The organism is Paenibacillus sp. JCM 9796, assembly GCF_055379675.1.
The window spans coordinates 1,762,144-1,775,813 of the sequence record NZ_AP043723.1 but is presented as its reverse complement, the minus strand read 5'-3'; the positions used below and the strand labels follow the sequence as shown (position 1 = coordinate 1,775,813).

At 56.8% G+C, this 13,670-nt stretch carries 11 protein-coding genes; 9 read left to right on the top strand and 2 right to left on the bottom strand.

What is annotated here, in order from left to right:
- Positions 1–143: 143 nt before the first annotated feature.
- Together zwf and gnd are read left to right on the top strand one after the other, a co-directional pair.
- Positions 144–1,658, top strand: a complete 1,515-nt coding sequence (zwf, locus tag ACZ439_RS08625; RefSeq protein WP_464620886.1) for a glucose-6-phosphate dehydrogenase — start codon at positions 144–146, stop codon at positions 1,656–1,658.
- A 43-nt stretch (positions 1,659–1,701) separates the two neighbouring features.
- Positions 1,702–2,607, top strand: coding sequence for a phosphogluconate dehydrogenase (NAD(+)-dependent, decarboxylating) (gene gnd, locus ACZ439_RS08620; protein ID WP_054797197.1), 906 nt, complete (start codon positions 1,702–1,704; stop codon positions 2,605–2,607).
- A gap of 191 nt (positions 2,608–2,798) precedes the next feature.
- Here the strand turns inward: gnd and ACZ439_RS08615 are convergent, their stop codons facing one another.
- Both ACZ439_RS08615 and add read right to left on the bottom strand, forming a co-directional pair.
- A complete protein-coding gene (locus tag ACZ439_RS08615) occupies positions 2,799–3,140 on the bottom strand; it encodes a hypothetical protein (RefSeq protein WP_464620885.1) in 342 nt (113 codons plus the stop codon).
- 189 nt (positions 3,141–3,329) lie between these two features.
- Positions 3,330–4,379, bottom strand: coding sequence for an adenosine deaminase (gene add, locus ACZ439_RS08610; protein WP_054797199.1), 1,050 nt, complete (start codon positions 4,377–4,379; stop codon positions 3,330–3,332).
- Between the two features lie 599 nt (positions 4,380–4,978).
- On the opposite strand from add, the gene ACZ439_RS08605 reads away from it, so the two are divergent.
- From ACZ439_RS08605 to ACZ439_RS08575, 7 genes are all read left to right on the top strand, one after another.
- Positions 4,979–6,571, top strand: coding sequence for a PucR family transcriptional regulator (locus tag ACZ439_RS08605; RefSeq protein ID WP_464620884.1), 1,593 nt, complete (start codon positions 4,979–4,981; stop codon positions 6,569–6,571).
- Between the two features lie 30 nt (positions 6,572–6,601).
- Entirely contained in the window at positions 6,602–7,777 is a 1,176-nt protein-coding gene (locus ACZ439_RS08600; RefSeq protein ID WP_054797200.1) for an XdhC family protein, read from the top strand.
- Positions 7,716–8,318, top strand: a complete 603-nt coding sequence (locus tag ACZ439_RS08595; protein ID WP_464620883.1) for a nucleotidyltransferase family protein — start codon at positions 7,716–7,718, stop codon at positions 8,316–8,318. Before ACZ439_RS08600 ends, ACZ439_RS08595 begins: the two co-directional genes overlap by 62 nt.
- Before the next feature lie 422 nt (positions 8,319–8,740).
- Positions 8,741–9,886 (top strand): BMP family ABC transporter substrate-binding protein, encoded by a 1,146-nt coding sequence (locus tag ACZ439_RS08590; protein WP_054799741.1) that lies wholly within the window; start codon positions 8,741–8,743, stop codon positions 9,884–9,886.
- A 90-nt stretch (positions 9,887–9,976) separates the two neighbouring features.
- Positions 9,977–11,533 carry an ABC transporter ATP-binding protein gene (locus ACZ439_RS08585; RefSeq protein ID WP_464620882.1) on the top strand — a complete coding sequence of 519 codons (1,557 nt, stop codon included), beginning with the start codon at positions 9,977–9,979 and terminating at the stop codon, positions 11,531–11,533.
- Positions 11,530–12,660: an ABC transporter permease gene (locus tag ACZ439_RS08580; RefSeq protein ID WP_054797203.1), complete on the top strand. Its 1,131-nt coding sequence runs from the start codon at positions 11,530–11,532 to the stop codon at positions 12,658–12,660. The genes ACZ439_RS08585 and ACZ439_RS08580 overlap by 4 nt, the downstream gene beginning before the upstream one ends.
- A 41-nt stretch (positions 12,661–12,701) precedes the next feature.
- Positions 12,702–13,631 (top strand): ABC transporter permease, encoded by a 930-nt coding sequence (locus ACZ439_RS08575; RefSeq protein WP_054799742.1) that lies wholly within the window; start codon positions 12,702–12,704, stop codon positions 13,629–13,631.
- Positions 13,632–13,670 lie beyond the last annotated feature (39 nt).

Here is a 13,670-nt window from a genome sequence, read left to right as displayed (position 1 = left end):
AAACTCGTACACAACTGAAAATAGTCCTCGCTGTTCGGTGAGGACTATTTATCAGACATCAGCATTTTCCTCGAAAGGCTCCGATCAGGAGCTTTTCTTAATATAGATCCGTCAGGAATCGGAATTAAAGGGGGGAAAGAATCATGGATCCAATTACTTTTGTTTTGTTTGGATCGACCGGGGACTTGGCGAAAAGAAAAATATTCCCGGCGCTGTACAACTTATTTTTGGAGCAAAAATTACCCCAATCTTTTTCGGTTATCGGCTTGGGACGAAAAACGTTTACGGATGCCGAATTTCAACATTATGTCGAGCAATCTTTACGCACCTTTTCCAGACGCAAGCCTGAAGCGCAGGAGCGGCTGGAGGAATTTCTGGACTGCATCCGCTATTATGCTTTGGATGTTACGAACAAGGAAGGATACGTGGGGCTGCTCAAGCTCATTCAAGAGCGGGAAGAGCAGTTAAACATTCCTGAAAATCGGATGTTTTACTTGTCTGTCGCCCCCGAATTTTTTGACGCAATTGCTTCCCGTATCAAGGAGAGCGGTTTAGGCGAGACCAAAGGCTGGAAGCGTCTTATTATTGAAAAACCTTTCGGGCACGACTTACAATCGGCCCGCGAATTAAATCATAAATTAAGCCAATCTTTTGAAGAAGATGAAATTTTCCGGATCGATCACTATCTTGGAAAGCCTATGGTGCAAAATCTCGAAACGCTGGTGGCTGCCAATCCGCTGCTTAAAGCGTTATGGAGCAATCAATATATTGCCAATATCCAAATTACGGCGAGCGAAACGGTCGGCGTCGAAGAGAGAGCCGGCTACTACGAAACTGCCGGAGCGATCCGGGATATGTTTCAGAACCATATGCTGCAGCTGCTGATGATGACGGCTATGCACCTGCCTGCCCGAATCACGGAGAAAAATGTTCGCCAGCAGAAGATTCATTTATTGAAATCGTTGCGCCGCCTATCCAAAAAGGATGCGGCAAACCACGTCGTCCGGGGTCAGTATGGCGCTGGAGACATTCAAGGCCAAGCCGTTCCTGCCTATCGTGAAGAGCCTGGGGTTGACGCTTTCTCGATGACCGATACGTTTGTTGCCGCGCGGCTTTGGATTGACGACTTTTTCTGGAATGAGGTTCCGATTTACATTCGGACCGGTAAAAGAATGAAGGAAAAGTCGACACGCATCACCGTTGAATTTAAAGACCGGTTCAAGGAACCGTACGGGAATGCCAACCAGGCCGTTCCGAACCTGTTGACGATTCAAATCAATCCGGATGAAAAGATAACGCTGCAGCTGAATAGTAAAAATCTGCTGCACAACGGACAGATGGAACCTGTCATGATGGACTTCTCGATGGATGCCAGTCAGATGCCGGAAGCTTACGAGCTTTTAATATTCGACGCGCTGAGAGGCGATGCGACGTTCTTCGCCCATTGGGAGGAAGTGGAGCTGGCCTGGGAGTGGGTGCAGCCCGTTCTCGAGGCTTTTGCCGAAAACCAGCTGCCTCTACACTTGTATCCATCGGGTTCGTACGGTCCGGCGGCGGCCCACCGTTTATTGGAGGAGCAAGGGTTTCGCTGGTGGCCGGATGAAGAAGCGGTGGATGTCAGGGAAATGACGCTGCACGTCACAGCTTCAGCGCCATAACAGGAGAACGACCCGAATCTTGACATCAGGAGGATAGCGTCATATGAAAATCGGATTAGTCGGTTTAGGTAAGATGGGTTTAAATTTGGGCAAAAATTTAATGGATCACAAGCACGAAGTGGTTGCTTTTGATTTAAATACGGACGCGGTGGCCGAAATGAAAAGCTACGGGGCACAGGGCGCATCCGGGCTGCAAGAGCTTGTTCAAGCTTTGCCGGTTCCGCGGATTGTATGGATTATGGTGCCCCATTCGGCGGTGGATACCGTCATCGGTCAAATAACGCCGCTCCTGTCCCAAGGCGATATTGTCATCGAAGCGGGGAATTCGCACTATAAGGAATCGATTCGCCGATACAATCAGTTGAAAGAAAAAGGGATCCACTTTATGGATGCCGGAACTTCCGGAGGTATGGAGGGCGCCCGGCACGGGGCCTGCTACATGGTTGGCGGGGACCCGGAAGCATGGCGTGTAGTGGAGCCCATCTTCCGCGACACTGCCGTGGACCAAGGCTATTTGTATGCGGGTAAAGCCGGGAGCGGCCACTACCTGAAGATGGTTCATAACGGAATCGAATACGGCATGATGGCCGCTATCGGCGAAGGCTTCGAGGTGTTGGAGAAAAGCGGGTTTGATTTCGACTATGAGCAGGTGGCCCGGGTCTGGAATCACGGCTCCGTCATCCGTTCCTGGCTGATGGATTTGACGGAACGCGCTTTTTCCAAAGATGCCAAGCTGGATGAGATCAAAGGTGTGATGCATTCCTCCGGCGAAGGCAAATGGACGGTGGAGGAAGCTATGGATCTTCAGACAGCGACGCCGGTCATTGCCATGTCTCTGCTGATGCGCTACCGTTCCCTGGATCACGATACGTTCACAGGCAAAGTCGTGGCCGCTCTGCGGAACGAATTTGGCGGGCATGCCGTGGAGAAAAGCACCGTTACGGTGTAGGACGCGTTTTGAAGGATTTTATCGAAAAGCAATAAAAAAATCACGGGTTACGACGTCGTAACCCGTGATTTTTTTTTACGTGTCATATCAGCAGCAAATTCCGCAGTCTGTCGGCGTTCGCCGGAACGATGCCGAATATAATACCTACCGCGGTAAGCCAGGATAAGGCTTCGTTGTCAGTCTGGGGGCGGTTACTTGTTGACGTAGAGGTACGGTGTCCGGATCACGCTGTAGGTTCCTTCAATCATTTCCTCGGTAATAATGTTCGCTTTAAGCAAGGCGGAAATTTTCGCTTGATCCGGTTTGGATACGTTCTTCCATAGCTGCGGATCCGGCAGCGCGTCGAATAACAGGTGGTCGACGAATTGCTTTTTCTCTTGATAAATGACTTTTACCGTGTAGTCGTTGACGTGCAGCTCCGCGCTTTCCGGGTACATCGAGAGGATGTCTCTGCGAATCGATTCGAGCTCGTCTTCTATTTTTTTGTGCTGATCCTTCAGTTCGCAATAACGCGCCAGTTTATTCAAGTCCATGGGGATTACCTCGCTTTTGCCTCGATTTATACTTCATGACTATGCAGGAGACAAGCGTATTAGACTCAAATGGCAAACTTTGCGCGAAAGGCGTGACGCCTGTTCAGGATCATCGCAAAAAGCGCCTATCGGGGCACGACTCCGTCTTGGACGGGTTTGTGTTCCGGCAGGCGCTTCTTTGCGCACTTCCTAGAGGACGTTAATCTGCAGCTCGCCCAGCTTGCGCTTGAAATCGGCCTTCAAGATCCGTTTCTCGCGAGGCTCCAGGAAGGCCGCATCCACGCCGTTCATAACGATCGCGGCCAGCTCGTGCAGCGTAAAATGAAACTTCTCTGCGATCGTTTGGTACTCTTGCGTAATCGTCGTGCCGGATACGGTCGGATTATCCGTATTGACGGTCAGCGTCAACCCCTGCTCGAAGTACTGCTTGATCGGATACGCCTCCCAACCGGATACGGCCTTCGTCTGGATGTTGCTGACCGGACAAAGCTCCAATGGGACGTTCCGCTCTCTGACAATCTCCAATACTTCCGGGTTTTCCTGCAGACGCACGCCGTGCCCGATCCGAACGGCGCCAAGCCGGGTAACGGCCTCATAAATGTTGGCCGGCCCCGCCGCTTCGCCGGCATGGATCGTAATCGGAATGCCGTGTTTGCGGGCTAACGCGAACGTATCGCGGAATAACTCCGCCGGGAACGAAGCTTCATCGCCCGCAAGGTCGACGGCGACGACGCCTTGGCCGAGGAAGCGGGCCGCGGCTTCCACGACCTCGCGATTGGCCTGCTGCGAATGGTTGCGCATGCAGATCGCGATGGCGCGCGCTTTGACGCCGCAGCGCGCTTCTCCCTGTTTGAGCCCTTCGGTCACCCAGTACATCGTTTCGTCGACGGATAAGCCCTTCTTCCGGTGAAGCTGCGGCGCGAAGCGAACCTCGATATAACCGCAGCTGTGCTCGGCGGCTTGCTCGACCGCCTCGCGGGCGACGCGCTTTAAGGCGTCTCCCGTTTGCAGAAACGGCGTCGTAAAGTCGAACTTGCTTAAATATTCCTTCAAGCTCCCGCAATCGTCGGTCACCTGCATATAAGGCAGCAGCTGCTCCTTCTCGGAGGCAGGCAGCGGAATGCCCAGCGTACTGGCCAGCTCGAGCGCCGTTTCCGGTTTGACGCAGCCGTCCAAGTGCAGATGAAGGTCGACCTTCGGCAGCTTTCGTATCAATTCCTTGGTGATGACGGTATCCATAACGCTTGTTCTCCTTTCGATTTATAGAAGGAAATAGACATTCAACGGGAATGTCTATCGGCATAGGAACGGCGATCTTCAGTTAACGGACGGAAGCTGGAGATGATCCGTATCGCAAGAAACGGTTTCGCAAGAAAAGCTGCCGCCAAAACACGAACGCATCTTCCTCGAAAGTGCTCCGACCAGAAGCTTTTCTTAATACTATACGCACGGTCATGGTTTATGTCAATAATCATAACAACAAAAACAAAAAATAAGGTTTTTTCAATTAATATATCACACAAACATAACATAAATAATTGCAAATTGTTGAACATGGCCGTTCAATTTCGGATGTTTCCAGCGTTCTCTCGTTAGGGGACGGTTCGGATCATTGGATTGCGAAATGCTGAAATACTAGGTTTTACTGGATTTATTGGAGGGTCAGAGATTAGGTGCGGGTGTAAAGGAGGCAACATCGGCAGCCCAATTTATGAAAATTTATCGATTTGACGGTTTACATAAAATTGTATTTAGTGTTATATATTATTACATAAACAAATATTAATATAACATATAATGTTATATTTTGCGTTTTTTTGGCGCGGAGGGTGGGTTCTATGAATATGACGGTCGAACAGGCGTTATCGGTATACCCGCTGTCGGAAGGGCGTTTGATCGCCGGGAGGGATGGGGCCGCACGCATCGTGAAATCGGTCAATGTGATGGATGCGCCGGATATTACGGAATGGATCAAAGACGGAGAGATGCTGTTCACGACGGCTTACGTGATGAAGGACCGGCCTGAAGAAGCGATCGATTTGCTGCGCAAGCTCCATGCGAGAGGCTCTGCGGGGCTGGGCATCAAGCTCGGCCGTTTTTGGACGAATGTGCCCCAGTCGATTGTGGAGGAGGCGGACCGGCTCGGATTTCCGCTGATCGAGCTGCCGTATCAGTTCACCTTTTCCGATCAGATGAACGGGTTGTTTCATGCGGAGCTGGAGCGAAATACGCGATCGCTTCAAAGATTGCTGGAAAAGCAAAAGAAGCTGATGCAATTTGCGCTGGGCGCGCAGTCGGATTCGATGTTTTTTGAACAAGTGCAGGCGATTGTAGAGACGCCGTTCGCCGTGGTGAGCTCGCGCGGCCATTTGATTTACAATGCGACGTCGTACGGCGATAAGCAGCTGCTGGAAGGTTGGCCTTGGCGCGAAGAGGTCAGGCGCTTGCGGGCGGGAGGAGGCGAAATGTACCGCGTTCCCGTCGAGTACAAACGGGAATGTATCGGGTACGCGGTCTTCGGCCGGCATGAGGTGGCGCTTATGAAGGAAGAAGAGGGGCTGTTCGTGCAAACGGCGGAAATTCTCGCGCATCACTTGAGCTGCATTTATCGCGATGAGCTGGAGCGTTCGCTGAATCGCGATTTGGGCGGGATGTTTGCCCGCTATTTGAGTCAAGACGTGCCGGTCGGGATGCTTACGGCGCAGATGGAGGATCTGGGTATTCGCGTGCTGGGCGGTTCCTATCAATGTGTGCTGACGAAGGTGATGTCAGGGGTGGACGGGGCGCACCGGGAGGTCATCAAGGCCGTTCGGGAGGAGCTGGAGTACAACCCGGCTTTTCGCGAGCTGGAGGTTGTGCATTTCGTGGTGGGGAACGGGGTATTCTCGATTTTTCGGGGCGACGAATGGGCAGGCTCCGGCAAGCTGCCGGACATCATGAACCGCGCGCTCGGCTGTATGTTGGACAAAGGGATTTTGCCGCAAATTCGAATGTCCGTAAGCAATAAGAAAACGAAGCCTGCTGTTCTCCGGCAAGCTTACATGGAGTGCTCGGAGGCGTTCGAGCTGGCGGAGCGGCTTGGCGTCGCCGACAAGGTCGTGCGCTTCGAATCGGTGGAGCTGGCCTATGTATTCCGCCACGTGCCGACGAACGAGATGCGTACGTACGGGCAAGAGGTGCTGGCGGAGCTGTTGGCCAAAGACCCGGATTACGCACACGAAATGCTGCGGACGCTGGAAGCGTTCCTGGAGCATGACGGCCAGGTGAACGAGGCGGCGAAGCATTTGTTCGTGCATCGCAACACGGTGGCCTACCGGCTGGAGAAGATCGGTGAAATCCTCGGGGCCGATTTCAAAAAAATGAACGATTTGCTGAGGCTGAAGCTGGCGTTTATGTTCCGGCGCATGCTTGATGAGCGGGATTCGGAGTAACGGTCTTATAAGTTGAAAGGGGGTGGTGGTATGGAGTTCCACGAGGTGCTGGACGCATGGGACGAAACGCGCGGGAATGCTGTACTGGCCACAGTCATCGGAGTGGAGGGTCATGCCTACCGCAAGGAGGGCGCTTCGATGCTGCTTTATGCCGACGGCCGCCGTGTCGGGGCGATCAGTCCGGGCTGCCTGGAGGCCGACGTCATGGAACGGGTGCCGGACATTGCGGCCGGCGGTCCCCCGCAAACGGTTGAGTACGACATGAGGGATGCCGACGATTGGGCATGGGGAGAAACGGTCGGCTGCGGCGGAAAAATCACGGTGCTGCTGGAATCGGTGGAAGGAAGGCTCGCCGACGCGCTGACCGAGCTGCTGTCGCGATTGCGGCTCGGCGAAGCGTGCTGCTTGGTGCGGCGGCGGCAATCGAAGGCCGCCCGGTCTGCATTCATGAGCGGCACTGGTGCGGCGGGCGCGCCGGAAGGGCTTGGCAGGCACGAGGAATCGGGAATGCCGGGGCTGCCGGGAGAGTCGAGGGGGCCGGAAATGTGGGGAATGCCGGGAGTGCTGGATGCGAGCCTGGAGTACGAAGTGGAAGCGGTAAGTTCCGGGGAGGCGGCGACAGGCTGGGAAGACGATGGCTTCCGCTTGCTGTGCGAACCGAAGCCGCGTTTGCTTATATTCGGCGCGGGTGCGGATGCCGAGCCGCTCGCTGCGCTGGCTGCTGCGTCCGGGTTTCGCGTCGTCGTGGCCGATTGGCGGGAATCGCTTTGCTGCCCGGGGCATTTTCCCGGCTGTGGGACGTTCGTCGGCTCGCCGGTGGAGGCGGTCGAGCGGCTCGGCGTAAGCGAATCGGATTACGTTGTGGTGATGAGCCATCATCCGGGCCGCGACCGTCAATGCTTGCAGGCGTTGTGGCCGCGGGCTGCCCGTTACGTCGGAGTGCTCGGCTCGAAGGCGCGGACCCGGCGGTTGCTGGAAGGAATGAACCCGCCGCCATGGCTGCACTGGCCTATCGGGCTGGCCATCGGGGCGGTCGGGCCGCAGGAGATCGCCGTCAGCGTCGTGGCGGAGTTGATTGCCGTGCGCAGGCGGGCAGATATACGCGGGGAAAGGGGAAGTGCGCTTGAAGGCGGCGGGGCTGTATTTGGCAGCCGGTCAAAGCCGGCGAATGGGAGTCCCCAAGCTGTCCATTCCGCTCGGGGATAAGGGTCCGCTTGGCGGTATGGCGCTGCGGGAGGCGGCTCAATCCGGGTTGGATGATATCTTCGTTGTTACGCGTTCAGGGGAGCGGCCGGACTGGTATCCTTTTGCAGAGGGGGAGGCCGCGGGTGAACGCTGCTTCCTCATTCCCGCGCCCGAGGCGGAGCTCGGAATGGCGCTCTCGATTCGAACGGGCTTGTCGGCTGCGGCCGACAACGGTCCGTATGATGCGGTTGTTGTCCTGCTGGCGGATCAGCCGCTGCTGCGCGCGGACATGATCGACCGGCTGTTGGCGGCATACAGGGCCGATCCGTCGCTTGAATTCGCAGCCTGGGCGGATCGGGGAGAGGCGCGGCCGCCGGTGCTGTTCGCAGCGTCCGTATTTGACACGCTGCGCCGTTTGGCAGGGGACGAGGGGGCGCGCAAGCTGCTGACGGGCTCGCGGCTGCGGGGGAAACTGCTGGAGGGGGAAGCGGCGTGGTTCACGGATTTGGACACGCCGCTTGAAGTGGAGCTTTTCATTGAACGTTACGTGCGCGGCGGATAAGTCGGTGAAGGGGCTGGAAGGAGAGGTGGAAGTAAATAGCGGAAATGTAAGGGGCATCGTTGTGCTGGAGGGGCCGAGCTGCGAGGTTTTGGCGAATCGCGCATCGTGGTTCCGTTATTTTCGAATGAAAGCTCCGCTATTTGCGCGAGACGGGTCCGGCTGAGCGGGTTTGGGCGCAGGGAGGACTACATAGGACGGCGAATATACGAGAAAGCTCCATGTTGTGTCAACTATATGTTATGTATATACCGATAAAGGTGATTATTTCACAAAAACAGCTCATCTTTTTAGCACAAAAAACAAAATAATGTCATATTAATTGACGTATATATGCCGCTGACTTATAGTGAAATTACTTCAAAGACAACGATGGTGCCCAAGTAAACGAAATGATCTAAATCATGTATGCGGAGGAGAGCGCAATGAGACTGACTCAGGTATGGACGGCGGCATTGATGTTGATTTTGGCCATGATTGTGGGGGTGGCCGGTTGTTCGCAAGAAAGTGCGAAACCGGCTGCGACAGGGACGACTGATCCGAAGCCTGCGGATACGGCGGCGAAGCCGACAGAGACAAAGGCACCGCGCGTCGCATTCGTCTACATCGGACCTCCAGGTGACGGCGGTTGGACGTACGAGCACGACCAAGGGCGTTTGCAGATGGAGAAGGAGCTGGGCATCAAGGCTGATTTCGTCGAGAACGTACCGGAAAGCGCCGATGCCGAGCGGGTGATCACGGAGCTGGCGCAAAACCACGACCTCATTTTTACAACAAGCTTCGGTTACATGGAATACACGCTGAATGTCGCCAAGAAGTTTCCGAAGGTTATCTTCATGCACGCATCCGGCTACAAAACGGCCGACAATATGGGCACCTATTTCGGACGCAATTATCAGGCCAGCTATTTGGCAGGCATCTCCGCCGGTAAAATGACGAAAAAGAACGTGATCGGTTACGTCGGCGCGTTCCCGATTCCGGAAGTCATTTATAACATCAACGCGTTCACGCTGGGTGCGCAAAGCGTCAATCCGGACGCGAAAGTCAACGTCGTGTGGAGCAACACCTGGTACGATCCGGCGACGGAGCGGCAAGCCGCCGTCAGCTTGCTGGACAAAGGCGCCGACGTCATCGCCGCTTACCAGGACTCTCCGGCCAGCCTGCAGGCGGCTCAAGAGCGCGGTGCGTTCGGCATCGGCAACGATTCCGATATGTCGCGGTTCGCACCGGAAGCGTACATCACGTCCCCGGTATGGAAGTGGGGCCCTTACTACACGCAAGTGGTCAAGGAAGTCATGGAGGGCAAATGGAAGCCCGGCCAATATTGGGGCAGCATGAAGGACGGCATCGTCGATTTGGCGCCGCTCGGCAAGAACGTGCCGGACGACGTGAAGAAGCTGGTCGAGGATGCCAAGGCCAAGGTGATGAGCGGCGAGCTTGACGTATTCAAAGGGCCGATCTACGATGCGGCGGGCAGTGTGAAGGTGGAAGAAGGCAAGACGCTGGCGGATGCGGATATTTTAAGCACGAACTGGTTTGTCAAAGGGGTTGAAGGCACGATCCCGAAATAAAACGGGCTTCCCATGATGCAAATCCCTTCGTAACCGCGAAGGGATTTGTGCTAGCCGAAGGCCCCGGGTGAAGAAGAGAGGCTGACTCGAATGACGGAATATGCGTTTGAAATGACCGGTATCCTAAAGCGGTTCGGCCCGGTAACCGCAAGCGACGGCGTCGACCTGTCCGTTCGGCGGGGCGAGATTCATGCGCTGCTCGGCGAGAACGGGGCCGGCAAGAGCACGATCATGTCGATATTATCCGGCGTGTACCGCGCGGACGAAGGCGAGATTCGCATCGGCGGGAAGCCGGTCCACATTCGCGGTCCGAAGGACGCGATGAAGCTCGGGATCGGCATGGTCCACCAGCATTTTCGGCTGGTGGCGGCGATGACCGGAGCGGAGAATATTGTACTGGGCCAGCGCGGCAGCGTTTGGCGAGGCAAAGGCTGGATGCGGAGCAAGCAGCGGGAGCTGGAAGAGCTGGCTCGTAAATTCGGCCTGAGCGTTCCGATGGACCGGCCGGTCTGGCAGCTGTCCGTCGGCGAGCAGCAGCGCGTGGAAATTATGAAGACGTTATACCGCGGGGCGGACATCGTCATCCTCGACGAGCCGACCTCCGTGTTGACGCCGGGAGAAGCGGAAGAGCTGTTCCGCACGCTGAGGTCGATGAAGCAGGAAGGCAAGACGGTCATGATTACGACCCACAAGCTGAGGGAGGTCATGGCGGTTGCCGATGTGATGTCCATGATGCGCAAAGGAAAGATGATCGCATCTGTCGCCAAGGCGGATACGTCGGAACAGGAGCTGGCGCAGCTGATGGTCGGGCGGTCGATCGAGGCGGCAACAGCGAATCATGCCGGTCCGTCGCCGATCCGTGATCAGCGGGAGGCGCTTGGCGCGATTCTCGCGGTGGAGCGGCTGCAGGTGAACGCGGATCATGGTCGCCAGGCGCTGCAGGGCGTTACGCTGCAGGTAGGCAAGGGCGAGATCGTCGGCGTCGCCGGGGTTGCCGGCAACGGGCAGAAGGAGCTGGCGGAAGCGTTGACGGGACTGCGCCCCTGGCAGTCGGGTACGGTCGTATACGACGGCCGGGAGCTGCAGACGCCCAGCGTGCGCAGGCTGATTGAGCTGGGTGTCGCCCATATTCCGGAGAACCGGATGAAAAGCGGCTTAGCTGGCTCGCTCGGCGTCACGGATAATTTATTATTCAAGTCGTATCGTACCCCGGCCCGTTCGCGTTTCGGCTTCTTGCGAAAAGGGGGAAACCGCAGGTGGGCTGAGGAGCTGGTGCGGAAGTTCGACGTCAAGACGCCCGGTCTGGACGCGCCGGTGCGCCAGCTGTCCGGAGGCAACCAGCAGAAGCTTGTGCTCGCCCGCGAAGCGGAGCAGAAGCCGAAGCTGCTCGTTGCCGTGCATCCGACGCAGGGTCTCGATGTCGGGGCTGCTGACGGGGTGCATCGCATGCTTCGGGAGCTCGCCGAAGGCGGAACGGGCATCCTGCTCATATCCGAGGATTTGGACGAAGTAATCAAGCTGTCGGATCGTGTGCTCGTGCTGTTTAACGGCACGATTCAAGCCGAATTTCGAGCCGGGACGTTGGACCGGGGCGATATCGGCTCCGCCATGGCCGGCTTACCGGAATCGCGAGGTGAAGCCATATGAGTACCGAACCCTCAGCCGGAGCTTGGGGAGCAAAGGCGCAGACGGCGGAAGCCGGGGGCGCCGACAAGCCTAAATTTCGCCTGGAGCTGAACTCCGCTCCATCTGGCGTATGGTGGATGCCGATCGTGTCGGTTGGGCTGGCGCTGGTGTTTTGCGGGTTGTTTATTGCGCTGAACGGCATGAACCCGATCGCCGTTTATTTGAAAATGCTTCAAGGCGCCTTCGGCTCCAGCTACGGCATCAGCGAAACGATGGTCAAAGCGATTCCGCTGCTGTTATGCGGACTCGGCGTCTCGTTCGCCTACCGCATTTCGATTTGGAATATCGGAGCGGAAGGACAGCTGATCGCCGGTGCGATCTCCGCGACGGCGGTTACGATTTATTGGCCGGAGCTCGGCGGGCTTTGGGCGATTCCCGTCATGATGATCGCCGGGATGGCCGGGGGCGCGCTGTGGGGGCTGCTGACGGCCCTGCCTCGTACGCTGTTCCGGGTGAACGAGCTGATTACTTCTTTAATGTTGAATTATGTGGCGATTCTATTGCTGAATTTCTTCGTGTTCGGTCCCTGGAAAGATCCGAAAGGGATGAACTTCCCCGGCACCGCGGAATTTCCGCCGGCGCAGCAGCTGCTGACGCTGGGCGGCTCGCGGCTTCACCTGGGGCTGGTATATGGTCTGGTCGCGGTCATTCTGTACGCGGTCTGGATGAACTACACGCGCTGGGGCTACGAGCTTCGCTTGCTCGGCGCGAATCCGGCTGCGGCCAAGTACGCGGGGATCGCGGTCAACCGTCACATTATCGTCGTGATGCTGATCAGCGGCGGCCTGGCCGGACTTGCGGGCATGAGCGAGGTGTCCGGGGTGACGCACCGGCTGATGTACGGATTGTCGCCCGGTTACGGGTATACGGCCATTATCGTCGCTTGGCTCGCCAAGCTGAATCCGGCCGGCCTGCTTGTGTCGTCCGTGCTGTTCGGCGCACTGATTGTCGGCGGCTACAGCGTGCAGACGATCGGGCTGCCGTCGTCCATGTCGCTGATGCTCCAGGGCGCGATCTTATTCTTTCTGATTGCCGGGGATCACTTCGGAAAATACCGGCTGCGCCGCAGCCGCAGCGATAAAGCATAAGGAGCCGGGAGTCGACCGGCGGTCGAAGGGGGCTGTTCACGTTGGAATTCACGATTACTTTGCTGATCGCGGCAATTTCCGCCGGGACCCCGCTGCTGCTTGCCGCGCTCGGGGGGATTTTATCGGAGAGGGCGGGCATTATTCATCTCGGTACGGAAGGCATCATGCTGATGGGAGCCGTGCTCTCCTGCATGACTTATATCACGACCCAAAGCCTGGGGCTCGCGCTTCTGTCGGCGCTGCTGGGTACGGCGCTGTTGGGCGGGCTGCACGCCTTATTGACGGTTACGCTGCATGCGAACCAAACCGTCAGCGGTCTGGCCATTACGCTGTTCGGCACCGGATTAAGCGCCTACTTGGGCAAAAAGTTCAGCGGCCAGCCGATTCCAGGCTCCGTGCCGAAGCTCGATCTGCCGTGGCTGGAAGCCGTGCCGTTCGCCGGCAGGCTGCTGGCGCATCAGGACTGGATCGTATGGTTCAGCCTGGTGCTCGTCGTCGCGCTGCACACGCTTATTTACCGTACGTCCTGGGGGCTGCATCTCCGCGCCGTCGGCGATAGTCCGGGGACGGCGGACGTGATGGGCATTCCGGTGGCGCTGTTTCGCTACACGTATGTCGTGCTCGGCTCGATGCTGATGGGCTTGGCCGGCTCGTATTTGATCCTGGCGTATTCGCCCAGCTGGACGGAAGGGATGACGGCCGGACGCGGGTGGATCGCGGTGGCGCTCATTATTTTCGCCCGTTGGAATCCGGTTCGCGCTTTGTTCGCCGCTTATTTATTCGGCGGGCTTGATGCCCTGGGCTTCCGCATTCAATTGCTGGGAACCCCGATTCCTTCGTATTTTCTGAAAATGATGCCGTACCTGATCACCATCGGCGTACTGATGTATGTCGGCTGGAAAACGCGCAGCAAGCCTTCGGGCGGCCCCGAAGCGCTCGGACTTCCGTATTTGCGGGAGCAGCGCCACTAGAGGTGAACGTGATGAGTCTGGAAAAGCGAGGTGAGGCGG